Origin of the sequence: Erwinia billingiae Eb661 (assembly GCF_000196615.1) — a bacterium.
GTDB classification, from domain to species: domain Bacteria; phylum Pseudomonadota; class Gammaproteobacteria; order Enterobacterales; family Enterobacteriaceae; genus Erwinia; species Erwinia billingiae.
In genome coordinates, this window is sequence record NC_014306.1 from 4,486,106 (window position 1) to 4,510,745 (window position 24,640).

Genomic DNA, 24,640 nt, shown 5'->3' on the forward strand with positions numbered 1-24,640 from the left:
GGGCCAAATTGGCAAAAGTGCGGCAACACACTATTGCAAATGAAAATAATTATCAATACGATTATTACAATCATTTCTATTTTTGTCAGAAAGTTCACTCAGTGGTTTGATAATCTATGACGGCTTTAACATCTGTAATCGGAACAGAGGCCTGGTGGCAATCTGTCGCTCAACAAGGCACCCCATTTATCGCCAGGGAAAAGGGAAAAAACGCCTTAGTGACTTTCCTCTGGCGCGATCCTGACGGGGATGAGTTCCACTCGGCGATCCGCAACGTCTGGCTGAACATTATCGGCATAACCGACCATCATCGTGGTGGGCTGCCCCACTCTCTTAAGCGCATTGCTGGAACCGACGTCTGGCAGACCACTCTGTCCCTGAGCCAGGGCTGGCGTGGCAGCTACTCTTTGATGCCTGACACCGCAGATGAGTTGCCCGCAGAACCGCTTTCGATGCTTTCCCTGAGACAGTGGTGGCAGCGGAAATTCCCACTGGCACAACCCGATCGTTATAATCCGCTGGCGGGCTGGCAAAGCGGACGTGGTCATTGGGTGTCTCCGCTGCATATGCCTGCAGCACCAGCGCAACCCGAGTGGCAGACTGAGGATAATCGGCTTGAAACCCTGAACTTGAGCTGGGAGAGCGTGTTACTGGGTAATACCCGAGACGTGGCGATACTGGCCACCGGCGAAGAAAATCCCCTTCATCGTCCACTGGTGATCCTGCTTGACGGGAAATTTTGGCTAATGAGTCAACCTGTTGCAGCGCCATTGGCAACGCTGACACGCAGCGGAGACCTGCCTGAAGCGGTATACATATTTATCGATTCGGTGGATAACTCGCTGAGAGCCGCAGAGCTCCCCTGTAATCCGCTCTTCTGGCAGGCCATTCAACAGGAATTGTTACCCGAACTGCGGCGGAAAATCGCGTTTTCCGGGCAAGCAAAAAATACCGTTGTTGTTGGACAGAGTTTTGGTGGCCTCGCGGCGGTGTATGCGGTGCTGAACTGGCCTGAACGCTTTGGCTGTGCGCTTAGTCAGTCAGGATCTTTTTGGTGGCCACGCCGGGATCACCAACCTGAGCAAGCGACAGGGTTGTTGATACAACAGGTTGTAAAGGGAATTGCCGGAATGCCCGGGCAACGCATTGCACTGGATGCAGGCTGGCATGAGAAAATCATTCTTGATTCGAACCGGCAGTTATATCCCCTGCTGGTCGATGCTGGCCTTGATGTCCGCTTTCGGGAGATTGACGGCGGTCATGATGCCCTCTGCTGGCGCGGAGGGATCACGGACGGACTTAAGTGGTTATGGTCCGACTCAGTGAGCAGCGAAGAGATCCCTAAGTCGCGTTAAAAGATGGTTTGCACTGTAGTAGTCAAGGCGGAAGCTGTCATTCCCCAGCGTATAGACCTGCTGATGCTGAACGGCAGGCGACGCCGCCAGTAAAGGCGCAGACAGCAGTGCCAATTTGCCAGATTGATCGGCGGCGAACATCAATACAGATTGCCCATTGATCCCCGTCACCAGGCTCTCGCCACTGAGTGGGATAATGTCTTTGCGTTGCAACCTCCGTTGCGCCTGAGCCAGTTCAGCGGGCACCGTGGCCAGGGTAAACCCCAATGATTCCAGCAATTGCCCCTGCGCAGAGTCGCGGGTCCAGAGATTAGCGGCCTGACTTTGTGGATTGAACACCAGTGCAGAGACGGGCTGCGGTGGCAATACTATTGCCGCTTTGACGGCAGCGACTCGTCTGGCAAATGACTGAATAGAAGCCTCCGCTTCGGTCTCCTTTCCGGTGGCTTTTGCAAGTTGTCGCTCTGTTTGCTGCCAGCTCTGCTGGTCGTAATTAATCACCAGCGTGGGTGCAATCAGCGAAAGTCGGTCATACAGCGTGACAGCTGAGTCTTTTCCCGTTGCGCTGACCACGATCAAATCTGGCTCCTGCGCGGCGATGGCTTCCAGACTGGCTTCCCCTGTGGGTAACGGTTTTACCCCGCGGGCGCTGGCAATATCGCCCCATTGACGAAAGAACCCCCGATCATCGGCAAGCCGTTTTCCAGGCTGAGTTACCCCGCTGGCAATAACCGGGGCTTCAATCGCCAGTAATGAGCCAGTAAGCGTCACGCTGGTTGAAACAATACGTCGCGGCGGCTGCTTAAGCACAACTTCCCCCTTTGAGGTTGAAAGATGGCGCGGCCAGTCAGGACGGGCATCAGCCTGGGCGAGAAAGGGGATCAAAAGCAGGCTGAACAGTAGCGGGTAACGCGTGAGGAAGGCAGAGGTCATTATCAGGCTCGTTGGCAAAGCGCCGATGTCAAAACATGGCAAATCGAAGGATGGCAAAGATGATAATAATTATCTTTACCATTTAAAAGACTTAATTGCCCGAGCTGCAGACATAAAAAAAGGACACCGGGGTGTCCTTTTGTTGGATTAACGCTTGTAGATGATTTCGACGCCTTCGTCGTCCTCTTCATCCCAGTCGTCATCCCAGTCGTCGTCTTCCACTTCAACAGCAGATTCTGCTTCAGCTTCTTCGAGTTGCTGGCGATGATAGTCATCCCACATGAACTCGACTTTCTCAGGCTGCTTCTGTGCTTCTTCCGCTTCTTTTGGATTGGCGTTGATAAAGGACATCACATCCCAGCACAATGGCGTTACGCCAGTACGGTTGGCAGCAGAGATCAGATAGTATTTATCTGTCCAGCCCAGCGCATCAGCAATCGCTTTAGCACGAGATTCCGCTTCTTCCTGGTCCAGCAGGTCAACTTTGTTGAACACTAACCAGCGCGGTTTGTTGAACAGCTTCTCGCTGTATTTTTCCAACTCACCGAGGATGATGCGGGCATTCTCAATCGGATCGGATTCGTCAATTGGCGCCAGATCGATGGTGTGTAACAGCACACGGCAGCGCTCAAGGTGCTTCAGGAAGCGAATACCCAGACCCGCGCCATCAGATGCCCCTTCGATCAGACCCGGGATATCGGCGATCACAAAGCTCTGTTCAGTGTCCATACGAACCACGCCGAGGCTTGGTACCAGCGTGGTAAACGGATAGTCAGCCACTTTTGGTTTCGCGGCGGACACCGCACGGATAAAGGTTGATTTACCGGCATTCGGCAAGCCAAGCATACCCACGTCAGCCAGCAGCATCAGTTCCAGCTGGATATCACGCACTTCACCCTTGGTCCCCATCGTTTTCTGACGAGGAGAACGGTTTACGGAAGATTTGAAGCGGGAGTTGCCCAGACCATGCCAGCCGCCTTTCGCGACCATCTGGATCTGACCATGCGTCATCATGTCGCCCAGCGTCTCGCCAGTGCCCTGATCGATGATACGGGTGCCGACCGGCACTTTAATAATAATGTCCTGACCACGTTTGCCGGTACAATCACGGCTCTGACCATTCTGGCCACGCTCTGAACGGAAAGATTTTTCGAAACGGTAGTCAATCAGGGTATTGAGGTTTTCATCGGCCTGCATGTAGACATCGCCGCCGTCACCACCGTCGCCGCCGTCCGGACCGCCTCTTGGGATATATTTCTCACGACGGAAGCTGACGCAGCCATTGCCGCCATCGCCCGCAGCGACGAGTATCGTCGCTTCATCAACAAACTTCATGTTACTTCTCCGTAAATCATTCGCCCGACGCTGGCAAGGTGACGCGTGTCCGGGAGTGATCCGCCGTAGCAAGCTGGTGTGCCTGGTGACGGAAACTGGGTTTCTGGCGCCGCAAAAGCTGTCTTCACGTCGATTCCAGAAAGGGGATCCGCCTCAAGACATCGTGCAGCTGAATATAAAGTGTACAGCAAAAGTGACCTTTGCTGTGAACCCTCAGACGTAATTACGCCGGGGCAGAACGCAGAATGTAAAAAGCCCCGCAATCATAGCGGGGCTTTTAGATTCGCTGCTGAAAGCGGTATCAGGTACCGCTTTCAGGCACGAAAACCTTACTCAGCAACGATGCTGATGTATTTACGGTTGTTCGGGCCTTTCACTTCGAACTGGACCTTGCCGTTTGCAGTTGCAAACAGAGTGTGGTCACGGCCGCAGCCTACGTTGGTGCCCGCATGGAATTTGGTTCCACGCTGACGAACGATGATGCTACCTGCCAGAACAGATTCGCCGCCGAAACGCTTAACGCCGAGGCGTTTTGCATTGGAATCGCGACCATTTCGAGTGGAGCCGCCAGCTTTCTTGTGTGCCATTTGTCAGATCTCCTCTTACGCGCTGATGCCAGTGATCTTCACGTCAGTAAACCACTGACGGTGACCCTGCTGCTTACGGTAATGCTTACGACGACGGAACTTAACAATCTTGATCTTGTCGCCGCGACCATGAGCAATAATTTCTGCCTTGATCAAGCCACCTGAAACTAAAGGCGCGCCAATTGACACATCTTCACCGTTGGCAATCATCAGAACCTGGTCGAATTCAATCGTTTCGCCGGTTGCGATGTCCAGCTTTTCCAGGCGAACGGTCTGACCTTCGCTTACTCGGTGTTGTTTACCACCACTTTGGAAAACCGCGTACATATAAACTCCGCTTTCGCGCTTGCCGTCTTAGTTTCAGGCTGCGCTATAAATATTCACAATAGGGCGCGAATTCTACGCAACTTCCAGGATAATGACAAGTGCCTGATGCGGGGTATTGCAGAAAAAAAACGCTAAGCGAATGCAATTGTTTCGTTGCGCTGATTTTCCAGTACAATCTGTAATACATAACCTGCCGCAGGCACGGGTAAAGACGCTTATCATAGCAGCATACTGAGCAATAGCTGAACAGACTGATGAACTTAGAACAGATAAACGAACTCACCGCGCAAGATATGGCGGACGTCAACGCAACTATCCTCGAACAGCTGAACTCTGAGGTCTCCCTCATTAATCAGTTGGGTTACTACATCATCAGTGGTGGAGGCAAACGCATCCGTCCGATGATCGCTGTTTTAGCGGCTCGCGCCGTTAATTACACCGGGAAACAGCATGTTACCGTAGCAGCCCTGATCGAATTTATTCACACGGCCACGCTGCTGCATGACGATGTGGTGGATGAATCCGACATGCGTCGCGGCAAAGCCACGGCCAATGCTGCTTTTGGTAACGCGGCCAGCGTGCTGGTTGGCGACTTCATTTACACGCGTGCTTTCCAGATGATGACCAGCCTCGGATCGCTCCGGGTACTGGCGCTAATGTCTGAAGCAGTGAACGTTATCGCTGAAGGCGAAGTCCTGCAGCTCATGAACTGCAACGACCCGGATATCACCGAAGAAAGCTACATGCGGGTGATTTACAGCAAAACCGCCCGTCTGTTTGAAGCGGCAGCCCAATCTTCAGCCATCCTTGCTGAGGCTGTGCCAGAGCAGGAAAAAGCGCTGCAGGACTACGGCCGCTTCATTGGCACCGCTTTCCAGTTAATCGACGATCTGCTGGATTACAGCGCCGATGGTAAAACGCTCGGTAAAAATGTCGGTGATGACCTGAGTGAAGGCAAGCCTACCCTGCCGCTGCTGCATGCGATGCGCAATGGTACCCCTGAACAATCCCAGATGATCCGCGAAGCGATTGAAAAGGGTAACGGACGCCATTTATTGGAACCCGTTCTGGAAACCATGCGCCAATGTGGCTCTCTGGAATGGACGCGTCAGGCCGCGGAGCATGAAGCGGATAAAGCCATTTCGGCGCTTAAAGCACTGCCTGAATCACCCTGGCGCAGTGCGCTTGAAGCGCTTGCTCACATGTCAGTACAGCGCGAATACTAGTCTTTTAAGCGCGGGAAACCGCGCTCTGCCCCCTTTTTCCAGCCCTTTTCGTCGTGAACTCATCCTCCATCCCTCTTTGCCTGATACCTTGCGCAGTTAACCGGCCAAAACTTCTGCAACTTATGCGTTTCCTCGCAAAAAGTTACCTCAACATTTAGAAAATACTGGAAACAAAGTTCCTGAAGTTGCTATAAATGCCTCGCGGTGTATTACGACTATGAGCAGTAAAGCAGGCACTGTTTCCAAACATAGTCATGCTGCTCAGCCGTTAATAAAGGAATGTCCTGAGAAGTCAGGTGTACAAGGAGGAGACACAAATGGTCAAATTTAAAGATGACTGGCACAACGCAGACATTATTGCGAGCCTGCGCAAAAAGGGAACCAGTCTGGCAGGGGTTTCACGCGATGCTGGACTCTGCTCATCGACACTCGCCAATGCGCTATTTCGCCCCTGGCCAAAAGGTGAGTGGCTGATTGCGGATGCGCTGCAAATTCATCCCGCCGAGATCTGGCCAAGCCGCTATTACCATCCCATCACGAAAAAGCTTATCGACCGCAAAGGGCTGATGAGGTAATAAAAAAAGGCGGTAGTTTCCTACCGCCTTTCATTGCTGAGGACGAAAAAATTACTCTTCGCCGCTCACGCGCTCAATGTTCGCGCCCAGCGCCTTCAGTTTATCTTCGATGTGCTCATAGCCACGGTCGATATGATAAATACGGTCAACAATTGTGGTGCCTTCTGCGATACAACCTGCCAGAACCAGGCTGGCTGACGCACGCAGATCGGTCGCCATTACCTGAGCACCGGAGAGCTTCTCAACACCATGACAAATCGCGGTGTTGCTCTCTATCTCAGCATGCGCACCCATACGGATCAGCTCCGGGATGTGCATAAAGCGGTTTTCGAAGATGGTCTCGGTGATCACACCGGTGCCTTCTGCCACCAGATTCAGCAAGCTGAACTGAGCCTGCATATCCGTTGGGAAGCCCGGATGCGGCGCAGTGCGGAAGTTGACCGCTTTAGGCCGCTTGCCATGCATATCCAGACTGATCCAGTCCGGACCGGTTTGAATTTCTGCACCGGCTTCACGCAGCTTAGCCAGTACGGCATCCAGCGTGTCCGGCTGAGTCGCGTGACAAAGGACTTTTCCGCCAGAAATCGCCGCAGCAATCAGGAAGGTTCCCGTTTCAATACGGTCAGGCAGAACGCGGTAAACTCCGCCGCCCAGACGCTCAACGCCTTCAATGGTAATACGGTCGCTGCCGGCACCGGTGATTTTCGCACCCAAGGTGTTCAGGAAGTTCGCGGTGTCCACAATTTCTGGCTCGCGCGCAGCATTCTCGATAACCGTCGTACCGGTAGCCAGTGTGGCTGCGCTCATGATGGTAACGGTCGCGCCAACGCTGACCTTATCCATCACGATATGTGCGCCTTTCAGACGGCCATCGACGGACGCTTTCACATAGCCTTCTTCAAGCTTGATCTCAGCACCCAGCTGTTCCAGACCGGTAATGTGCAGGTCAACAGGGCGGGCACCGATGGCGCAACCGCCAGGCAGAGAAACCTGCCCCTGACCAAAACGGGCCACCAGCGGGCCAAGCGCCCAGATGGAAGCGCGCATGGTTTTCACCAGATCATAAGGTGCGCAGTAGATATTGACGTCACTGGCATCCAGATGCACAGAACCGTTACGCTCAGCCTTAACACCCAGCTGGCTTAACAGCTTCATGGTGGTATCGATGTCCTTCAGTTTCGGGACATTCTGAATCTCTACAGGCTCTTCCGCCAGCAGAGCGGCGAACAGGATCGGCAGCGCAGCGTTTTTTGCGCCGGAAATAGTGACTTCCCCGCTTAAACGGGTCGGACCCTGCACACGAAATTTATCCATTGCACCAGCTCTCTTTTAAAAAAATAAAGGTCTGTTCGCCTCACCACGATCTTGCGCGGTGACCACAGCGAAACAGCTTAAAAACCGTTTAACTTACGGTCGCGCGCCCACTCTTCAGGGGTAAATGTTTTGATGGAGACTGCGTGCATGCGGTTGTCAGCGATATACGCCATCAGCGGTGCATAAACAGTCTGCTGTTTTTTGACCCGGCTGAGATCGGCAAACAGTTCGCCTACCGCGATAACCTGAAAATGGCTGCCATCGCCAGTAACGTGGACTTCCTGCAACGGTAACGCGCCCATCAGCACGGATTGAATTTCACTAGTTTCCATGAGGCTTCTAAATTTAATAGATGATAAACAGGCACACATATTAGTGGAAAGTGCCGCTATCTTAAACAAGCAAAAAGCCCCTGACGGTGCAGGGGCTCTTTCTGTTCAGTTTCCGCCAGGCATTTTATCCGCGGGAAACAATGATCTGCTGCAAGTTATACAGGGTAATCAACGAATGAAGTTTATCGTTGATGCCCGTAAATTGGGGCGCTTTGCCCTGTTGTAATGCTATCTGCCGCAGATGGACCAGCAGCGCCAGCCCAGCCGAATCAACCCGATCCAGTTCAGAAACGTCGATTGTATCGATCTGTTTCATTACCGTCTCGCGCTGCTTCCACAGCGCTAACAGGGTTTCGCGCTGCAGTTCGCCGGACAAATGTAACTGGTTTGCCTCAAGACGCCAGCTCAGTTGATCGCTCATTACTGCTGTTTATCCAACGTGATAGGCTGTTTAGCATAAGACTTCAGCTGCTCGGTCAGGCCATCGATGCCCTTCTGACGCAGCGTGTCGCTCCACTCATTTTGCTTAGTGGTAATCATGCTTACCCCTTCAGCAATCATGTCATACGCCTGCCAGTCGCCGCTGCGGCTGTTTTTGCGCCACTGGAAATCCAGACGCACAGGTGGACGACCGTTCGGATCAACAATGGTGACGCGGATCGCGATAATGGTTTTGTCTGCATAGGATTGCTCAGGAGCAATCTGGTAAGTCTGCCCGTTATACAGCGCCAGCGCCTGACCATAGGCCTGTGCCAGATAATCACCAAAGGCTTTGAAGTACGCATCGCGCTGCGCAGGCGTCGCATCTTTGTAATAGCGACCTAACACCAACGCGCCGGCGTATTTGATTTGCACATACGGCAACAGCTCTTCACGCACGATCTGACGCAGATAGTCAGGATCCTGTTTGATTTTAGGCTGCTCGGTCTTCAGCCGGGTGAAGGTTTTCCCTGCCGCTTCGTTCATCAGCTGATAAGGATTGGTTTGATCTGCTGCCGCATTGGCTGCAACCGGGGCAATAACCAGCATTGCCATCATCAGGAAACGTTTAAACATGACTTGTCCTCTTATGGTGTAGTCGTAGCCGCCGGCGCGGGTTGCCCGTTAGCTTCCGGTGCCGCCGACGAATCATCTTTCTTCTCATTACCATTGCCGCTCTTATACAAGAACTGGCCAATCAGGTCTTCAAGCACCATCGCCGATTTGGTGTCCTGAATGGTGCTACCATCTTTAAGCATAGCGGTTCCCATATCGGGATCGTCAAAACCGACATTCAGCGCCAGGAATTGCTCCCCCAACAGACCGGAGGTTCTGATTGCCAGCGAGCTGGTGTCAGGCAGTTGATTATATTGGTCTTCGATATCCATCGTAACGCGCGGCGAGTAAGTTTTTGGATCAAGTTCAATGTCGGATACCCGACCAATCACCACACCGCCCACTTTGACCGGTGATCCGCTTTTCAGGCCGCCAATATTGTCGAAAGTCGCATAGAGTTTCCAGGTTGGCGTGCTGCCCAGCGATTGCAAATCCGCCACGCGCAGGCAAAGAAACAGTGCCGCAAACAGCGCCAGTAATAAAAACACACCTACCCAAATTTCGCTTTTTTTCGTTTGCATTGAATCAGTTCCCAAACATCAGTGCAGTCAGCACAAAATCTAAACCGAGTACCGCCAGAGAAGCATGTACCACAGTGCGAGTGGTTGCCCGGCTAATCCCTTCCGAAGTTGGGATAGCATCATAGCCATTGAACAGAGCAATCCAGGTCACCGTGAAGGCGAAGACCGCACTTTTGATTACGCAGTTAAGAATGTCCGTGCGCACATCAACAGCATTTTGCATCGCCGACCAGAAGAACCCGCTGTCGATGCCTTTCCAGCTGACGCCAACAATCGCGCCGCCCATGATACCAACCGCCACAAAAATCAGCGTCAGCAATGGCATGCTGATAAAGCCCGCCCAAAACCGGGGTGAAATAATCCGGCGTAGCGGATCGACCGCCATCATCTCCATACTGGAGAGCTGTTCAGTGGCTTTCATCAGGCCAATTTCCGCCGTTAAGGCAGAGCCAGCCCGGCCCGCAAACAGCAGCGCGGTCACAACCGGCCCCAGCTCGCGCAATAGCGAAAGCGCCACTAACATGCCAAGACTGCTGTCGGCACCGTAGGTGTTTAATACCAGATAGCCCTGCAATCCCAGTACCATGCCAATAAATAAGCCCGATACCACAACGATCAGCAGTGACAGTACACCAATACTGTAAAGCTGTTTTATCAGCAGTGGCGCGTGCTTGCGAAAGCGTGGAATACCCACCAGCGCGTGAAAGAGCATTAATCCGGCACGACCAAAGGAAGCACAGGTATTGATCCCCTGTCGTCCAAGCGCACGTAAAAACATCAGTTAGTTAACTCCCTGAACCGGTTAAGTCTTGCAGATAATCGCCTGCAGGAAAACGAAACGGTACCGGACCATCGGCGATACCATCAATAAACTGGCGGACACGCGCATCTTCATTTTCATGCAGGGATTTAGCCGTTCCCTGAGCAATCACCTTCTGCCCGGCAATAATATAAGCGTAGTCAGCGATACTGAGCACTTCCGGAACATCGTGAGAAACCACAATGCAGGTCATCCCCAGCGAATGGTTGAGTTCATCAATCAGTTTAACCAGCACGCCCATGGTAATGGGATCCTGGCCGACGAAAGGCTCATCGAACATGATCAGGTCAGGCTCTAAGGCAATCGCACGGGCCAGCGCCGCACGGCGTGCCATGCCGCCTGAAAGTTCGGAAGGTTTCAGCTGTGCCGCTCCGCGTAATCCTACCGCTTCCAGTTTCATCATCACCGTGCTGTGCAGCAACTGCGGGGGAAGCTGAGTGTGTTCACGCAGCGGCCAGGCAACATTATCAAAGACGGTAAGATCAGTGAACAGTGCACCGGACTGGAACAGCATGCTCATTTTTTTTCTGGCTTCATATAAGCGAGAGCGAGTCAGGCTGGGAATATTTTCGCCGTTAAACCAGATTTCTCCGCTGTCAGGGCGTAACTGGCCACCAATCAGACGTAATAAGGTGGTTTTACCAATGCCTGATGGCCCCATAATAGCGGTCACTTTCCCTTTTGGCACAGTCAGCGAGATGTTATCGAATACTGGGCGATCTCCACGGGCAAAGCTCACGCCCCGGACATCCACCAAATTCGTCTCCGTCTGGCTCATAGTTACCTCTCCACATTTCAGGCATTAAATTTATCTCCGATGGTAGCGTATAACCCATCGGACAGGACACTTTTACAGAAACTTACCTCGAAGACGTGGCTAAAGTTGGCATAAGTTTTACTTTTCGCTCCCAGACCGTCAAAATCAGCACAATAACTTAACACCCTTGCTTTACTCGTCGCGCAAGGCCAGCCGACGATTATACCCGATCAAAGGACATTTCATGCTCGTAGCTATAGCACTGTTGGTTATCGGTTTAGTTCTGCTGGTATATGGTGCCGATCGTCTGGTCTTCAGTGCCGCTATTCTGAGCCGCGCGCTGGGCATTCCTCCGCTGATTATTGGTATGACGGTGGTCGGAATAGGCACCTCGCTACCTGAGCTGATTGTCTCTTTCTCCGCAGCAACCCATGGACAGATGGACATCGCCGTGGGCACGGCCATGGGATCGAACATTACCAACATTTTGCTGATCCTCGGTGGTGCGGCCCTGCTTCATCCCCTTACGGTGCATTCAAATCTGGTTCGTCGTGAACTGCCACTGATGCTGCTGGTCACATTATTATGCGGCGTAATGCTGTTTGATAATAACCTCAGCCGCAATGATGGCGTGGCCTTGATCGCCATTGCGGCGGCTTATTTACTCTTTATTATCAAAATTGCCCGTAAAGCCGAACGCGAAAACAACGACTCGCTGACACGAGAGCAGCTGGCTGAGCTGCCGCGCGACGATACCGGTAATACCGTCGCTTTTTTATGGCTGGCGGTGGCGTTGATTATTCTGCCGATGTCTACGCGGATGGTCATCGATAACGCCACGGTGATTGCGGACTTCTTCGGCATCAGCGAACTGATTATTGGCCTGACGGTGATTTCCGTTGGCACCAGCCTGCCTGAACTGGCGACGGTGATCGCGGGCGCACTCAAAGGCGAAGATGATATCGCTATTGGCAACCTTATTGGTTCCAACATCTACAATATTGCGATTGTCCTGGGCGTTCCGGCACTGATTCACCCAGGGGATATTGATATGCACGCGTTCGCTCGTGACTATTGGGTCATGCTGGGCGTCAGCGCGCTATTTACCTTAATCTGTTTACAGCGCAGCCGCTGTATCGGCCGCGTGGCCGGTGCGCTACTGCTCTCTGGCTTTGTTGCCTGGGTTGCACTGCTCTACTGGCTGCCTTCGGCTACCCTCTGGTAAAAAGGAATGGAAATTATGGCACCTGGCAACCTCGAACCCGGCTTTGACTTTCAGCAAGCCGGGAAAGATGTCCTGAATATCGAACGTCAGGGCCTGGAGCAGCTTGATCAATACATCAACGACGATTTCACCCAGGCGTGTCAGCGCATCTTCAGCTGTTCAGGGAAAGTCGTGGTAATGGGCATGGGCAAGTCGGGTCACATCGGCAAAAAGATGGCCGCGACCTTTGCCAGCACTGGTACACCCGCTTTCTTTGTTCATCCTGCTGAAGCCAGCCACGGCGATTTAGGCATGGTAAGCGCGGGCGATATTGTCATCGCCATCTCCAATTCCGGCGAATCCTCTGAAATTCTGGCCCTTATCCCGGTGTTAAAGCGGCTCCACGTCTCACTGATTTGCATGACCAGCAAACCCGAGAGCGCGATGGGTCGTGCCGCTGATATTCATCTGTGTGTTAAAGTACCGCAGGAAGCCTGCCCTCTGGGCCTGGCGCCGACCACCAGCACCACCGCGACACTGGTGATGGGAGATGCGTTGGCGGTTGCGCTGTTAAAAGCGCGAGGCTTCACTGCCGAAGACTTTGCCCTGTCCCATCCGGGCGGCGCACTTGGCCGTAAGCTGTTGTTAACGGTCAATGATATTATGCATACCGGTGATGAGATCCCGCATGTCAGCCGCGAGGCTTCTTTGCGGGATGCGCTGCTTGAAATTACCCGCAAAAACATGGGCATGACGGTGATTTGCAACGATCTGATGAAGATTGAAGGCATCTTTACCGATGGTGACCTGCGCAGGGTGTTTGATATGGGCATTGATTTCCAGACGGCCGACATTGCCAGCGTAATGACCTCAGGCGGCATTCGGGTCCGCCCAAATCTGCTGGCGGTGGATGCGCTCAACCTGATGCAAAGCAGGAATATTACCGTCGTGATGGTGGCTGACGGTGACACGCTGCTGGGCGTGGTGCATATGCATGACATGCTGCGCGCTGGCGTGGTTTAACAAGGAACAGAAGACAAATGAGTACTGCTGCAGAGTGGGTTGAAACTTGCTATGGCGAGGTGAGCCTTGATGTCATGACCCGCGCGCGCGAGGTCAGGCTGTTGATTTGTGATGTTGATGGCGTCATGTCCGATGGCGTGATCTATCAGGGTAACAGCGGAGAAGAGCTGAAAGCTTTCAACGTCCGCGACGGTTATGGTATTCGTTGCCTGCTGACATCCGACGTGGAAGTGGCCATTATTACCGGCCGGAAGGCAAAATTGCTGGAAGATCGCTGTGCCACCCTCGGGATTACGCATCTTTACCAGGGACAATCTGATAAGCTTTTGGCCTTCCGTGAACTTCTGGATACACTAGCACTTCGCCCCGAGCAGGTGGCTTACATCGGTGACGACCTGATTGACTGGCCGGTGATGGCCGAAGTCGGTCTCAGCGTTACCGTGGCTGATGCCCACCCGGTCCTGCTTCCTCGCGCAAACTACGTAACCCGTATTGCCGGTGGTCGGGGAGCGGTGCGTGAAATTTGCGATCTGATTTTGATAGCACAGGATAAGTTTGATGAGGCCAAAGGGCAGTCTGTATGAGTAAAACCAGACGTTGGATCACGCTGTTACTGGCATTGGTGGCCATTGTACTGATTGGCTGGAATCTGGCCGGTCCGGATGACAGCGCACAACCTGTTGCCAACAGCGACCAGAATCCCACCTACACCAGCCAGAGCTCAAATACTGTGGTCTACAACCCTCAGGGTGGTCTGAACTACAAGCTGGTGTCGGATAAAGTGACCTATTTTTCCACTGAGGCCGTCAGCTGGTTCGAAAACCCGGTGATGACCACGTACGACGAAAACAAAATTCCGACCTGGTCTATCCGGGCAGACAAAGCCAAGCTGACCAATGACCGTATGCTGTATCTTTACGGCCACGTAGAGGTCAACAGCCTGACTCAGGATGCTCAACTTGAGCGGATTAAGACCGATAATGCCATAGTGAACCTCGTCACCCAGGATGTAACGTCGGATGATCAGGTCACACTTTATGGCAGTAGCTTCAACTCTACCGGGATGAAGATGCGTGGAAATTTACGGAAGAAAACAGCCGAGCTGATTGAAAAGGTCAAAACCTCTTATGAAATCCAAAATGCAAAACAACCTTAAGTTCCTGGCGCTCAGCTTGCTGCTGGCTACCAGCCTGCCCGCTCTGGCGCTGACCGGCGACTCCGATAAACCGGTGAATGTCGATTCCGAAAATCAGGCCCTTGATATGCAGGGTAACGTTGCCACCTTTACCGGCAACGTCATCGTGACCCAGGGCTCGATCAAAATCACCGCGGACAAAGTCGTGGTCACTCGCCCGGATGGCGACAGCAAGAAAACCATCGTCGATGCCTATGGTAATCCTGCCACCTTCTACCAGATGCAGGACAACGGTAAGCCGGTGAAAGGCCATGCGCAGAAAATGCATTATGAGCTGGCGAAAGATTTTGTCGAGCTGACCGGTAATGCTTATCTGGAGCAGCTCGACAGCAACGTGAAGGGTGATCGGATAACCTATCTGGTGAAAGATCAGAAAATGCAGGCTTATGGCAGCAGCGGTAAACGCGTGACTACCATCCTGGTTCCTTCCCAGTTGCAGGACAAAGGCACCCAGTCTACCGGCCCAAAAAAGAGTAACTAATCAGCTATGGCTACGTTAATTGCGGAAAACCTGGCGAAGGCTTACAAAGGCCGTCGCGTGGTCGAAGATGTCAGTTTGCAGGTCAAATCCGGTGAGATTGTTGGCCTGTTAGGTCCAAATGGCGCCGGCAAAACCACCACCTTTTATATGGTAGTTGGCATTGTGCCGCGTGATGCGGGTCGTATCATCATTGATGATGAAGACATCAGTATCTTACCGTTGCACGCCCGCGCTCGCCGTGGGATTGGCTATCTGCCGCAGGAGGCGTCGATCTTCCGCCGCCTGAGCGTCTATGACAACCTGATGGCCGTGCTGCAGATCCGCGACGATCTGACCACAGAACAACGCGAAGACCGCGCCAATGAGCTGATGAACGAATTCCACATCGAGCATCTGCGCAACAGCATGGGTCAGGCATTATCCGGTGGCGAACGCCGTCGTGTTGAGATTGCCCGCGCGCTGGCCGCCAATCCAAAGTTCATCCTTCTTGATGAGCCCTTTGCCGGTGTAGACCCGATTTCAGTTATTGATATCAAAAAGATTATCGAACACCTGCGTGACAGCGGCCTTGGCGTGCTGATCACCGACCATAACGTGCGTGAAACGCTGGCGGTATGTGAGCGCGCTTACATCGTCAGCCAGGGGCACTTAATTGCTCATGGAACTCCGGCAGAAATTCTGGAGGATGAACAAGTTAAAAGAGTCTATTTGGGCGAAGAGTTCAGACTCTGATAAGGTGTTAAAACCAGGTAAGATTTTCGAGGAATTAGTATCCTGAATATGAAGCAAGGTTTGCAACTCAGGCTTAGCCAACAGCTTGCCATGACGCCACAACTGCAACAGGCGATCCGTTTGCTGCAGCTCTCTACGCTTGAACTACAGCAGGAAATTCAGCTGGCGCTGGAAAGTAATCCGTTGCTTGAACAAACCGACATTCATGAGGAAGTGGACGTACGCGAATATCAGGAGAAAGAGGCTCTGGATACCAGGGAAGCGCTGGAACAGAAAGACATGCCCGAAGAACTGCCTCTGGATGCGACCTGGGACGAAATTTATACCGCCGGAACGCCGTCAGGCACCGGAACCGATTATCACGACGACGAGCTGCCGGTCTATCAGGGTGAAACCACGCAGACCCTTCAGGATTACCTGATGTGGCAGGTGGAGCTAACCCCGTTTACCGAAACTGACCGGGCGATCGCGACCTCGATCGTCGATGCCGTGGACGACACCGGTTATCTGACCGCCTCGCTGGATGAGATCCTCGACAGCATTGGCAACGATGAACTGACCATGGATGAAGTGGAAGCGGTATTGAAACGCGTCCAGCGCTTCGATCCCGTTGGCGTCTGTGCCCGCGATCTGCGGGATTGCCTGCTGGTCCAGCTTTCCCAGTTCCCGCCTGAGGCCTTGTGCCTGAAAGAGGCACGGCTGATTGTCAGCGAACATCTGGACTTACTGGCTAATCATGACTTCCGTAGCCTGATGCGCGTGACGCGGCTGAAGGAAGACGTGCTTAAAAACGCCATGCAGGTGATTCAGTCGCTCGATCCGCGTCCGGGTCAGTCGATTAATACTACCGAGCCGGAATATGTCATCCCGGATGTGCTGGTGCGCAAAGCCAGCAATCGCTGGACGGTGGAACTGAACTCAGACAGCGTACCCAGGCTGAAGATTAATCAGCATTACGCTTCACTCGGCGGTTCGACGCGTAACGACAGTGACAGCCAGTTTATCCGCAGCAATTTGCAGGAAGCGAAGTGGCTGATAAAAAGTCTGGAAAGCCGTAACGACACGCTGCTGAAAGTGACGCGCTGCATCGTCGATCAGCAACAGGCTTTTTTTGAACAGGGCGAGGAATTTATGCGCCCGATGGTGTTGGCGGATATCGCCAGTGCCGTGGATATGCATGAATCCACCATTTCGCGCGTGACCACGCAGAAGTATCTGCACAGTCCGCGCGGAATTTTTGAATTGAAGTATTTTTTCTCCAGTCACGTCAACACCGACAGTGGTGGCGAAGCGTCCTCCACGGCGATACGTGCACTGGTGAAAAAATTAATCTCGGCGGAGAATCCCGCCAAACCACTGAGCGACAGCAAGCTCACGACCTTGCTCTCTAATCAAGGGATCATGGTAGCGCGCCGCACTGTCGCAAAGTACCGAGAGTCTTTATCCATCCCGCCCTCAAACCAGCGCAAACAGCTGGTCTGATCGAACAGATAAGGAAGAACGTATGCAACTCAACATTACCGGGCAGAACGTGGAAATCACTGAACCATTGCGTGATTTCGTGACGACCAAATTTGCCAAACTGGAACAGTACTTTGATCGAATTAATCAGGTCTATATTGTACTGAAGGTCGAAAAGGTCACTCAGGTAGCGGATGCGACTTTGCATGTGAATGGCGGTGAGTTGCATGCCACCTCGGAAGGGAAAGATATGTACGCGGCGGTTGACGGCTTGATAGACAAGCTGACGCGCCAGCTCAATAAACATAAAGACAAGCTGAAGCAGCACTAAATTTCACTCAAGCATTGATTATTTCTTCGCCACCCTAATCTTAGGATCAGGCATGACGTAAGATAACCGGCTCGGCTCCCTTTAACCGGGGAGCCGGGCCGTTAATCAATCAGGCAGGCTGAGCAGTCGACCGATGACCCTCTCCCCTCTTCTCAGGTGAAGATGTGTCCCGTAATTTTGCCAGGCAGAAGTGAACACGTAAGTGAAACTATGATGAACAATGAATTAACACTGGAACTGAGCTCGGTACTGAATGTGTCCTGCACCCGCAGCGGCGTCCATTGCCAGAGTAAGAAGCGGGCGCTGGAAATCATCAGCGAGCTGGCGGCTAAACAGCTTAACCTTCCGCACCAGACCATCTTCGAAGCGATTCTGACCCGTGAACGTATGGGCAGTACCGGAATTGGTAATGGTATCGCGATCCCGCATGGCAAGCTGGTAGAAGACACCCTGCGTGCGGTGGGCGTTTTTATCCGCCTCGATCAGCCGATCGCTTTTGATGCCATTGATAATCAACCGGTAGATCTGCTTTTCGCCTTACTGGTACCTGCCGATCAGTGCAAAACGCATTTGCATACGCTGTCGCTGGTTGCCAAACGTCTGGCGGATAAAACCGTATGTCGCCGCCTGCGTGCTGCGCAGACTGATGAAGAGCTTTACGAGATCATGGCTGAGACTCCTGAGGAGAGCCACTGATCATACCGGGCGTGGAAGCCCCGGCCCATTTTAAGCATGTGGGTTATTCTGGCGGCCTTAGCAGCCAGGGCTGAATACCCTCAAACAGGCAAATTCAGGAGAACAAGTCATGGTGCTGATGATTGTCAGCGGTCGATCGGGATCGGGTAAGTCTGTCGCCTTGAGAGCACTGGAGGATATGGGCTTTTACTGCGTGGATAACTTACCCGTGGTTTTACTGCCTGAACTGGCCAATTCTCTGGCCGACCGCAACATGTCTGCTGCGGTCAGCATCGACGTGCGCAATATGCCTGAGTCACCAGAAGTGTTCGAAAAAGCCCTGACCAGCCTGCCGGACAGCTTTTCTCCTCAACTGCTGTTTCTCGATGCCGACCGCAACACGCTGATCCGTCGCTATAGCGATACTCGCCGCCTGCACCCTCTTTCCAGCAAGAATTTATCGCTGGAGAGCGCCATTGACGAAGAGAATGAGCTGCTGGAACCGCTGCGCTCTCGCGCAGACCTGATTGTTGATACCTCCGAGATGTCGGTGCACGAGTTGGCCGAGATGCTGCGGACGCGCTTACTGGGTAAACGCGAGCGCGAGCTGACGATGGTTTTCGAATCCTTCGGCTATAAGCACGGTATTCCTATTGATGCTGACTACGTCTTCGATGTGCGCTTTTTGCCGAATCCCCATTGGGATCCCAAACTGCGTCCGATGACCGGCCTGGATCGCCCGGTAGCGGCATTTCTCGACCGCCATACGGAAGTGCATAACTTCATTTATCAGACCCGAAGCTATCTGGAATTGTGGTTGCCGATGCTGGAAACCAACAACCGCAGCTATCTTACTGTTGCCATCGGTTGTACCGGGGGTAAACACCGTTCCGTCTATATCGCTGAACAGCTGGCTGACTATTTCCGCTCTCGCGGTAAAAATGTCCAGTCCCGTCATCGCACGCTGGAAAAACGTAAATCATGACTGTCAGGCAAACCGTTGAGATCAAAAATAAGCTGGGAATGCACGCGCGCCCGGCCATGAAGCTTTTCGAACTGGTGCAGAGTTTTGATGCGGAAGTGTTACTGCGTAATGAGAGTGGCACTGAAGCGGAGGCCAGCAGCGTGATAGCGCTGCTGATGCTGGATTCAGCCAAGGGCGGCCATATTGAAATTGAAGCCTCTGGCCCGGAAGAAGAGAAGGCGCTGAGTGCGGTAATTGAGCTTTTTAACGCCGGTTTCGACGAAGATTAACCGTTTTATCCCAGGCATAATCACCGATTATGCCTGGGAAAACGTTCTCACATCAGCTTATGTTCGCGTAAAAATCCCTCTCCCCCAAGCTGCCTCATCTGGCGCAAAATCCACTGCTGGCGCTGACGGATATAGCCTGACGGTGCATCGGCTTTAAAACGAATTGGATTCGGTAATACGGCCGCTAACAGCGCGGCTTCAGACATCGTCAGACGACTCGCCGGCTTATGGAAGTAGCGCTGAGAGGCTTCCTCAACGCCGAAAACGCCGTCACCAAACTCGGCCACATTCAGGTAAACGGTCAGAATACGTCTTTTGGTCCAGACGGTTTCAATTCCCACCGTCAGGCCCGCTTCTAAGCCTTTGCGTACCCAGCTTCTGCCATCCCATAAAAAGACGTTCTTGGCGGTCTGCTGAGACAGGGTCGATGCGCCGCGGATCCGCCCACCCTCTTCGTTATCCAGCACTGATTGAATGGCCTGCACATCAAAACCCCAGTGCGTCGGGAATTTCTGATCTTCAGAGGCCATTACCGCCAGCGGCATCCAGGGGGAAATGTCATCCATGCTGGTCCAGTCAGAGTGCGCGACATAACTAAAATTGCCGCTAAACCAGGCACCTAGCTGTCGTTCTACCATAACAGCGGAGAACGGTACCGGCAGAAATGAAAACAGTAAAATACCCGCAACCCACACGCCAATCACGGTCAAAAACGCGCGTAAAACCCACGTTTTGAGCAGTTGAAAACCCTTTTTGTTTCGTTTTTTCATACCATAATATCCATGACTATCTTATCAATTCCTGTAAGAGGATAGCTGTATGACACTTTTCTTCTTAAACAAGAACCTGACGCTAACATTGCCAACAAAAGGCGCTTTTAAGGGATAAAGCCCGGCCAGAATTAAAATGTCCTAGCCGCTTCAACCACTTCCGCACTTCAGGAATCGGTTCCATAGAACAAACGAACGTAAAACATCCTCAGGAACATCAGTTAAGCGGTCCGAATCAGTTGATAAAAAAAGATTCGCATAGCTTATAAATTTCTTACCTAAGCATTTGCAAAACAGGTCGGAAGCAGCCCAAAACCCTGAGAAGATTCTGAATAGGGGCTTTTACTGGGCTAACAAGATAAGCGCTTCATCCAGATCGCAAAAGTTATTAAATGCGCCTTCATTAATCGGTAAAAACTTCCAATTGCGCTTTTATCATTCGCCCTGTAAACGGTTTCATTCCCGAGACCGTAATCTCACAAAAAGAATATGTTATACAGAGAGTTAAACTTTTCAGCAGTCTGACCATTTTTGATTAGCAGCGTTGCTAGCGCGCCGACGTGCTGGCTACACCACCACGTCAATCGGATTCCCGAAAAAATCGCCACATTCGTTTAAAAAACCACCAATTCAAAGCAAAAAATCATTTCCAGCTTGACTGTGTTATCAAATTAATGTTTTCTGTCTTAAATCGCTGCTCAACATCACACATTTTAATGAATCTGGTAACATGTGATGTAAGATTTGCTAAGGTAGTTCCTGAGCGTTTTACCCAATACCGCGCCTGTGCTTTTAAACTCTTCTTCTAAGAATAGCGCAAGGTTACCCATTTCCCTGGTGTTGGCGCAGTATTCGCGCACCCCGGCCTCGGTCGGGGTCATTTTTTTCCAGCGTCCGAAACCCATTCCCGTAACACGTCCACGTCGTTCCGCCACTCTTGCTTCAGCTCGTCAATCCATTCCTGAACGTTGTCCCACCAGGCTGGCAGCTCCGGACTTTGAATCTGTTTCGCCAACTGCTGTAAATGTACCAACCCCACAGAACCTGCCGCGCCTTTAATCTTGTGCCCCTCTTCCGCTATCCCTTTCTGATCGCGCGCCATCATGTTGGAGTCCAGCACGTCCAGATAGCCCGGCATCATCTGCTCGAACATCTCCATGCTCTGGTAAATCAACTGCGGGCCCACCAGCTCGATATATTGCTCAAGCATGGTGACGTCCAGTAATCCCAGTTTCTTCTCGTCCACTTTTCTTTCCTCGGCTTCATCTTGCTGAAAGTCCCAGTATTTTTTGATAATGGCGGTCAGCGCCGGCACGGCCAGCGGTTTGCTCAGCACGTCATCCATCCCGGCATCCAGATACTCTTTTTTGTCCTTGAGCACGTTGGCGGTCAACGCGACCAGCGGCGGCAAATGTTGCTTGCCATGACGCTGATGGATCTCACGGGCGACATCCAGGCCCGTCATATCCGGAAGCTGAATATCGAGCAACACCAAATCAAACTCTTCAGGGTCGAACATGGCGAGTGCTTCTTCACCCGTCATCGCCACCTCAACGCTGTTACCGAGCTTTTCCAGCACCGAGCGGGCAACCACCACGTTAAGCTCGATGTCTTCAACCAGCAGCACGTGAAGCGCAGGAAGCGGCATATCATCCGCTGGCTGCTGATCTTCCGGCTGCTCAGCGATACGTGGGGCATTCACCGTCAGGGTAAAGCAGGAACCTGTGCCAGGCGCGCTGTGAACCGTAATATCACCGCCCATGCTCTGTGCCAGCCGGCGTGAAACGGCCAGGCCAATCCCGGTCCCGGTGGCAGGCTTGCCGCCATGCTGGTCTTTCACCTGGTAATACATGGCAAAAATCTTGTCCTGCTCGTCCTGCGGGATCCCCATACCGGAGTCTTCCACTTCGAAGCGCAGGCAGTCTTCGCCCAGATACGCCACGCGAACAATAATGCTGCCCTTCTGGGTGAACTTCACCGCATTGCCGATCAGGTTCCACAGGATCTGCCGCAGGCGCGTGCCATCGGTCATGATTTTGTGAGGCAGCGGCAGTTGCGGGTCGAGCACAAACTTCAGTTCTTTCGGCTGGGCCAGCAGCCCGGAGAGGTTTTCCAGATCGGCAAGGAAGCCGGTAAAATCCACCGGCTGAATATCCAGCTGGACCTTACGCCGCTCGATTTTGTCCATCTCGATCACATCGTTAAAGATATTGCCGAGGGTGATTGCCGACACGTGGATGGTTTTCAGGTATTTGAGCTGCTCCTGATTTAAATCGGTATCCAGCAAAATACGGCTCAGGCCGACGATGCCATTAAGCGGCGTACGAAGCTCGTGGCTGATTGTGGAGATAAATGTGGTCTTTTCCCTGCTGGCATTCTCTAAAGCGTCCTGGTAGCGCTTACGTTCCGTTATGTCGCGTCCGAAGCCCATCAGCCCACTGCGTTTACCAATGCGGTCGTAATAAGGCACCTTACGAATTTCGAAGCAGGCTTTGCGCCCATCCGGATACTGCAACCACTGCTCGTAAGTTAACGACACGTTGTGACGGAAGACTTTATCGTCAGTCTCCAATACCTTAGTGGCGGCATCTTCGTCGTACACATCGCGCGGCGTCAGCCCAATCAGTTGCTTTTCGCTTTTTCCCGTCAGCAATTCCATCGCGCGGTTACAGCCCGAGAACTGTTGATCAATGTTGCGATAGAAGACCAGGTCGGGTGATGCATCCAGGAATGAGCGCAGGAAGGAGGATTGTTGCTCAAGTTCGATCTGCGCTTCCTCGCGCCGGGCCATCTCTTCCTTCAGCTTGGCCATCACCTGCAAACGCGCCTCTTCAGCTTTGATACGGTCAGCAATTTCGTGATTCAGCTGGGTGATGTTTTCTTTCATCTGCTGATTCAGCTCAAGATCGCGGTGACGCATCTCTTCCAGCTTATCGACCAGCCGCGACAGGCGCTGCCTCGACTCCTCAAGCTGCTCAACGACGACTGAGAGAAAATAGACCGCCCACGGCGTAATCAACAGGCCAAAAAACACCGATCGAACCATATCGATACTTTCGACATGACCGCGCAATACCATGGTGACCGCCATCTGAACGATCATCGCCAGGACCACCAGCGCTGAAGCCAGCAACAATGAGAAGCGGACCAGTCCCAGCTTGACCATCAGGTCGACATAATATTGTGCTAAGAGACGAATTTGTTTCATAAAAGATTCCTTCCGGGCCAATAGCCCCAATCATACCGTAAAAGCTTAAAAGACCCACGTAAGCTGTACAAAGCATCAGCGCACCAGCCTGGTGCAGCACCCGCGCTGAATGACTGCTTACGCACTCACTTATTCAAAGAAATAAACGGACCTTAACGGATTTCTGCTACGGCACGCGGTTAAACAAGCCCGGCACGATCGCCTTACTTCGACCTGGTTGAGAGCGGTTGTGGCGAATTGTTAAGGAGGACTTTCACCTGCACGTTTGGCATAAAATAGCGATCGCTTATCTGCCTGCAAGCTGCGTCTTTGCTGGATCCACAGCATAAAAACCGCCTGCCTGAAAATAAACCTGTCGTCGCCCAAATCTTTTGTCATCTTTCTGTCACCCTGAGGCTGGACGCTTTATTGAACTGCATAATCCGCTGGTCGGTCCTTCTGCAGCTTTTCCTCACTGAACTGGCTAATTCATAGTGATAGTGAGATCTTTGCGCTCTTAACCCATTACCCTATCGAATAACAATTCACATTAAGTGAGAACTTACTCATTGCGATGATGATTAATTTTACTAATGATGGGCGGCTGTTTAATTCAAATAAGCGTACGGGATAAAAACAGTATTTTTCAGTAAATAGCGTATAATTGTCAGAACATTCTCCTACCAATAACCCCAGCACCAGCATGGTGCAGAGATATGGCGCCTGCACTACAGTGAGACAGCTCACACTTATTGCGGTCTTTGCCTTGCAGGGTTTAGTAGAAAAAACGGCGACAAATCCTTACACATCAATAGCCTGAGCTGTCATAAGGTCGCAAAAGCCTCAGTAAGAACGCTATTTGACCTGAGTACGCTTTCCCGATAAGTTGGAAATCCGCTGGAAGCTTTCCCGACGGGCCAGTGTCTCGGCATATCTATGCAGCAAGAAGACTCCCTCGTGATGCAAGTTATCTCCCTTTAAGAGATTCGGAAATTTGAGAGCAGCCCCCTTCAAGGACGTCAGGAAAAAAGTCTGGAGAGGTAACGCTCGGGGTAACGGCGTCCGCATTAAGCGGTCAGGAAAAATGAGACAGAGCCTGAGAGAGACTCCTCAGATGCACTCTGTGCTTGAAACACTATAGGTAATGTCA

General features: G+C 52.3%; 27 protein-coding genes. 14 read left to right on the forward strand and 13 right to left on the reverse strand.

The features are described from left to right. Positions 1-116: 116 nt before the first annotated feature. Entirely contained in the window at positions 117-1,355 is a 1,239-nt protein-coding gene (fes, locus tag EBC_RS21790) for an enterochelin esterase (protein WP_013204032.1), read from the forward strand. Here the strand turns inward: fes and fepB are convergent. The 4 genes from fepB to rplU form a co-directional block, all read right to left on the reverse strand. Continuing rightward, positions 1,320-2,288, reverse strand: coding sequence for a Fe2+-enterobactin ABC transporter substrate-binding protein (gene fepB, locus EBC_RS21795; RefSeq protein ID WP_013204033.1), 969 nt, complete (start codon positions 2,286-2,288; stop codon positions 1,320-1,322). The genes fes and fepB overlap by 36 nt on opposite strands. Before the next feature lie 147 nt (positions 2,289-2,435). After that, positions 2,436-3,623 (reverse strand): Obg family GTPase CgtA, encoded by a 1,188-nt coding sequence (gene cgtA / locus EBC_RS21800; protein ID WP_013204034.1) that lies wholly within the window; start codon positions 3,621-3,623, stop codon positions 2,436-2,438. Positions 3,624-3,952: 329 nt separating this feature from the next. Beyond that, positions 3,953-4,210, reverse strand: coding sequence for a 50S ribosomal protein L27 (rpmA, locus tag EBC_RS21805; protein WP_013204035.1), 258 nt, complete (start codon positions 4,208-4,210; stop codon positions 3,953-3,955). Between the two features lie 15 nt (positions 4,211-4,225). Beyond that, the gene (gene rplU, locus EBC_RS21810; protein WP_013204036.1) at positions 4,226-4,537 is read right to left on the reverse strand and encodes a 50S ribosomal protein L21; all 312 of its coding nucleotides are present in this window, start codon (positions 4,535-4,537) and stop codon (positions 4,226-4,228) included. A gap of 254 nt (positions 4,538-4,791) precedes the next feature. Here rplU and ispB point away from each other — a divergent pair, with 254 nt between their 5' ends. Together ispB and EBC_RS21820 are read left to right on the forward strand one after the other, a co-directional pair. Beyond that, positions 4,792-5,763 (forward strand): octaprenyl diphosphate synthase, encoded by a 972-nt coding sequence (gene ispB / locus EBC_RS21815; protein ID WP_013204037.1) that lies wholly within the window; start codon positions 4,792-4,794, stop codon positions 5,761-5,763. Positions 5,764-6,080: 317 nt separating this feature from the next. Next, positions 6,081-6,338 (forward strand): helix-turn-helix domain-containing protein, encoded by a 258-nt coding sequence (locus tag EBC_RS21820; protein WP_013204038.1) that lies wholly within the window; start codon positions 6,081-6,083, stop codon positions 6,336-6,338. 51 nt (positions 6,339-6,389) lie between these two features. Here EBC_RS21820 and murA read toward each other — a convergent pair whose 3' ends face one another. The 7 genes from murA to mlaF form a co-directional block, all read right to left on the reverse strand. Next, complete coding sequence (gene murA / locus EBC_RS21825) at positions 6,390-7,652, reverse strand: UDP-N-acetylglucosamine 1-carboxyvinyltransferase (RefSeq protein ID WP_013204039.1); 1,263 nt, start codon at positions 7,650-7,652, stop codon at positions 6,390-6,392. Between the two features lie 77 nt (positions 7,653-7,729). Then, the gene (ibaG, locus tag EBC_RS21830; protein WP_013204040.1) at positions 7,730-7,984 is read right to left on the reverse strand and encodes a BolA family iron metabolism protein IbaG; all 255 of its coding nucleotides are present in this window, start codon (positions 7,982-7,984) and stop codon (positions 7,730-7,732) included. Between the two features lie 124 nt (positions 7,985-8,108). Further along, positions 8,109-8,405 carry a lipid asymmetry maintenance protein MlaB gene (gene mlaB, locus EBC_RS21835; protein ID WP_013204041.1) on the reverse strand — a complete coding sequence of 99 codons (297 nt, stop codon included), beginning with the start codon at positions 8,403-8,405 and terminating at the stop codon, positions 8,109-8,111. Further along, positions 8,405-9,040, reverse strand: coding sequence for a phospholipid-binding protein MlaC (gene mlaC, locus EBC_RS21840; protein WP_013204042.1), 636 nt, complete (start codon positions 9,038-9,040; stop codon positions 8,405-8,407). The genes mlaB and mlaC overlap by 1 nt, the downstream gene beginning before the upstream one ends. Positions 9,041-9,051: 11 nt before the next feature. Further along, a complete protein-coding gene (mlaD, locus tag EBC_RS21845; RefSeq protein ID WP_013204043.1) occupies positions 9,052-9,600 on the reverse strand; it encodes an outer membrane lipid asymmetry maintenance protein MlaD in 549 nt (182 codons plus the stop codon). Between the two features lie 4 nt (positions 9,601-9,604). Next, the gene (gene mlaE, locus EBC_RS21850; protein WP_013204044.1) at positions 9,605-10,378 is read right to left on the reverse strand and encodes a lipid asymmetry maintenance ABC transporter permease subunit MlaE; all 774 of its coding nucleotides are present in this window, start codon (positions 10,376-10,378) and stop codon (positions 9,605-9,607) included. A gap of 7 nt (positions 10,379-10,385) precedes the next feature. Further along, positions 10,386-11,198: a phospholipid ABC transporter ATP-binding protein MlaF gene (gene mlaF, locus EBC_RS21855; protein ID WP_013204045.1), complete on the reverse strand. Its 813-nt coding sequence runs from the start codon at positions 11,196-11,198 to the stop codon at positions 10,386-10,388. A gap of 223 nt (positions 11,199-11,421) precedes the next feature. Between mlaF and EBC_RS21860 the strand changes: the two genes are divergently transcribed. The 11 genes from EBC_RS21860 to npr all read left to right on the forward strand — a co-directional run bounded on the left by EBC_RS21860 (position 11,422) and on the right by npr (position 19,533). After that, positions 11,422-12,402 carry a calcium/sodium antiporter gene (locus EBC_RS21860; protein WP_013204046.1) on the forward strand — a complete coding sequence of 327 codons (981 nt, stop codon included), beginning with the start codon at positions 11,422-11,424 and terminating at the stop codon, positions 12,400-12,402. Positions 12,403-12,417: 15 nt separating this feature from the next. Beyond that, on the forward strand, positions 12,418-13,404 hold the full coding sequence (gene kdsD / locus EBC_RS21865) for an arabinose-5-phosphate isomerase KdsD (protein ID WP_013204047.1): 987 nt from the start codon (positions 12,418-12,420) through the stop codon (positions 13,402-13,404). 17 nt (positions 13,405-13,421) lie between these two features. After that, positions 13,422-13,988, forward strand: a complete 567-nt coding sequence (gene kdsC / locus EBC_RS21870) for a 3-deoxy-manno-octulosonate-8-phosphatase KdsC (protein ID WP_013204048.1) — start codon at positions 13,422-13,424, stop codon at positions 13,986-13,988. Beyond that, a complete protein-coding gene (gene lptC / locus EBC_RS21875) occupies positions 13,985-14,560 on the forward strand; it encodes an LPS export ABC transporter periplasmic protein LptC (protein ID WP_013204049.1) in 576 nt (191 codons plus the stop codon). Before kdsC ends, lptC begins: the two co-directional genes overlap by 4 nt. Beyond that, positions 14,532-15,080, forward strand: a complete 549-nt coding sequence (gene lptA, locus EBC_RS21880) for a lipopolysaccharide ABC transporter substrate-binding protein LptA (protein WP_013204050.1) — start codon at positions 14,532-14,534, stop codon at positions 15,078-15,080. The genes lptC and lptA overlap by 29 nt, the downstream gene beginning before the upstream one ends. A 6-nt stretch (positions 15,081-15,086) precedes the next feature. Then, positions 15,087-15,812: an LPS export ABC transporter ATP-binding protein gene (gene lptB, locus EBC_RS21885; RefSeq protein ID WP_013204051.1), complete on the forward strand. Its 726-nt coding sequence runs from the start codon at positions 15,087-15,089 to the stop codon at positions 15,810-15,812. A 48-nt stretch (positions 15,813-15,860) separates the two neighbouring features. After that, entirely contained in the window at positions 15,861-17,294 is a 1,434-nt protein-coding gene (rpoN, locus tag EBC_RS21890; protein ID WP_013204052.1) for an RNA polymerase factor sigma-54, read from the forward strand. 22 nt (positions 17,295-17,316) lie between these two features. After that, positions 17,317-17,604, forward strand: a complete 288-nt coding sequence (hpf, locus tag EBC_RS21895) for a ribosome hibernation promoting factor (RefSeq protein WP_013204053.1) — start codon at positions 17,317-17,319, stop codon at positions 17,602-17,604. Positions 17,605-17,817: 213 nt separating this feature from the next. Continuing rightward, the gene (ptsN, locus tag EBC_RS21900) at positions 17,818-18,300 is read left to right on the forward strand and encodes a PTS IIA-like nitrogen regulatory protein PtsN (RefSeq protein ID WP_173363019.1); all 483 of its coding nucleotides are present in this window, start codon (positions 17,818-17,820) and stop codon (positions 18,298-18,300) included. A gap of 109 nt (positions 18,301-18,409) precedes the next feature. Next, positions 18,410-19,264 (forward strand): RNase adapter RapZ, encoded by an 855-nt coding sequence (gene rapZ / locus EBC_RS21905; RefSeq protein ID WP_013204055.1) that lies wholly within the window; start codon positions 18,410-18,412, stop codon positions 19,262-19,264. Beyond that, positions 19,261-19,533, forward strand: coding sequence for a PTS phosphocarrier protein NPr (gene npr, locus EBC_RS21910; protein ID WP_013204056.1), 273 nt, complete (start codon positions 19,261-19,263; stop codon positions 19,531-19,533). Before rapZ ends, npr begins: the two co-directional genes overlap by 4 nt. Positions 19,534-19,580: 47 nt before the next feature. Here npr and mtgA read toward each other — a convergent pair whose 3' ends face one another. Both mtgA and arcB read right to left on the reverse strand, forming a co-directional pair. Then, on the reverse strand, positions 19,581-20,303 hold the full coding sequence (mtgA, locus tag EBC_RS21915) for a monofunctional biosynthetic peptidoglycan transglycosylase (RefSeq protein WP_013204057.1): 723 nt from the start codon (positions 20,301-20,303) through the stop codon (positions 19,581-19,583). Between the two features lie 877 nt (positions 20,304-21,180). Further along, positions 21,181-23,511 (reverse strand): aerobic respiration two-component sensor histidine kinase ArcB, encoded by a 2,331-nt coding sequence (arcB, locus tag EBC_RS21920; protein ID WP_013204059.1) that lies wholly within the window; start codon positions 23,509-23,511, stop codon positions 21,181-21,183. Between the last annotated feature and the right edge of the window lie 1,129 nt (positions 23,512-24,640).

What these genes read in the sequence shown, in the direction of transcription:
- arcB (WP_013204059.1), bottom strand. Translation starts at nt 23,511, where the DNA reads ATGAAACAAATTCGTCTCTTAGCACAATATTATGTCGACCTGATGGTC.
- rpmA (WP_013204035.1), bottom strand. Translation starts at nt 4,210, where the DNA reads ATGGCACACAAGAAAGCTGGCGGCTCCACTCGAAATGGTCGCGATTCC.
- ibaG (WP_013204040.1), bottom strand. Translation starts at nt 7,984, where the DNA reads ATGGAAACTAGTGAAATTCAATCCGTGCTGATGGGCGCGTTACCGTTG.
- rpoN (WP_013204052.1), top strand. Translation starts at nt 15,861, where the DNA reads ATGAAGCAAGGTTTGCAACTCAGGCTTAGCCAACAGCTTGCCATGACG.
- kdsC (WP_013204048.1), top strand. Translation starts at nt 13,422, where the DNA reads ATGAGTACTGCTGCAGAGTGGGTTGAAACTTGCTATGGCGAGGTGAGC.
- mlaE (WP_013204044.1), bottom strand. Translation starts at nt 10,378, where the DNA reads ATGTTTTTACGTGCGCTTGGACGACAGGGGATCAATACCTGTGCTTCC.
- fepB (WP_013204033.1), bottom strand. Translation starts at nt 2,288, where the DNA reads ATGACCTCTGCCTTCCTCACGCGTTACCCGCTACTGTTCAGCCTGCTT.
- lptA (WP_013204050.1), top strand. Translation starts at nt 14,532, where the DNA reads ATGAAATCCAAAATGCAAAACAACCTTAAGTTCCTGGCGCTCAGCTTG.
- kdsD (WP_013204047.1), top strand. Translation starts at nt 12,418, where the DNA reads ATGGCACCTGGCAACCTCGAACCCGGCTTTGACTTTCAGCAAGCCGGG.
- mlaD (WP_013204043.1), bottom strand. Translation starts at nt 9,600, where the DNA reads ATGCAAACGAAAAAAAGCGAAATTTGGGTAGGTGTGTTTTTATTACTG.
- rapZ (WP_013204055.1), top strand. Translation starts at nt 18,410, where the DNA reads ATGGTGCTGATGATTGTCAGCGGTCGATCGGGATCGGGTAAGTCTGTC.
- rplU (WP_013204036.1), bottom strand. Translation starts at nt 4,537, where the DNA reads ATGTACGCGGTTTTCCAAAGTGGTGGTAAACAACACCGAGTAAGCGAA.
- EBC_RS21860 (WP_013204046.1), top strand. Translation starts at nt 11,422, where the DNA reads ATGCTCGTAGCTATAGCACTGTTGGTTATCGGTTTAGTTCTGCTGGTA.
- ispB (WP_013204037.1), top strand. Translation starts at nt 4,792, where the DNA reads ATGAACTTAGAACAGATAAACGAACTCACCGCGCAAGATATGGCGGAC.
- murA (WP_013204039.1), bottom strand. Translation starts at nt 7,652, where the DNA reads ATGGATAAATTTCGTGTGCAGGGTCCGACCCGTTTAAGCGGGGAAGTC.
- mlaC (WP_013204042.1), bottom strand. Translation starts at nt 9,040, where the DNA reads ATGTTTAAACGTTTCCTGATGATGGCAATGCTGGTTATTGCCCCGGTT.
- lptC (WP_013204049.1), top strand. Translation starts at nt 13,985, where the DNA reads ATGAGTAAAACCAGACGTTGGATCACGCTGTTACTGGCATTGGTGGCC.
- lptB (WP_013204051.1), top strand. Translation starts at nt 15,087, where the DNA reads ATGGCTACGTTAATTGCGGAAAACCTGGCGAAGGCTTACAAAGGCCGT.
- ptsN (WP_173363019.1), top strand. Translation starts at nt 17,818, where the DNA reads ATGAACAATGAATTAACACTGGAACTGAGCTCGGTACTGAATGTGTCC.
- fes (WP_013204032.1), top strand. Translation starts at nt 117, where the DNA reads ATGACGGCTTTAACATCTGTAATCGGAACAGAGGCCTGGTGGCAATCT.
- cgtA (WP_013204034.1), bottom strand. Translation starts at nt 3,623, where the DNA reads ATGAAGTTTGTTGATGAAGCGACGATACTCGTCGCTGCGGGCGATGGC.
- mlaF (WP_013204045.1), bottom strand. Translation starts at nt 11,198, where the DNA reads ATGAGCCAGACGGAGACGAATTTGGTGGATGTCCGGGGCGTGAGCTTT.
- EBC_RS21820 (WP_013204038.1), top strand. Translation starts at nt 6,081, where the DNA reads ATGGTCAAATTTAAAGATGACTGGCACAACGCAGACATTATTGCGAGC.
- npr (WP_013204056.1), top strand. Translation starts at nt 19,261, where the DNA reads ATGACTGTCAGGCAAACCGTTGAGATCAAAAATAAGCTGGGAATGCAC.
- hpf (WP_013204053.1), top strand. Translation starts at nt 17,317, where the DNA reads ATGCAACTCAACATTACCGGGCAGAACGTGGAAATCACTGAACCATTG.
- mtgA (WP_013204057.1), bottom strand. Translation starts at nt 20,303, where the DNA reads ATGAAAAAACGAAACAAAAAGGGTTTTCAACTGCTCAAAACGTGGGTT.
- mlaB (WP_013204041.1), bottom strand. Translation starts at nt 8,405, where the DNA reads ATGAGCGATCAACTGAGCTGGCGTCTTGAGGCAAACCAGTTACATTTG.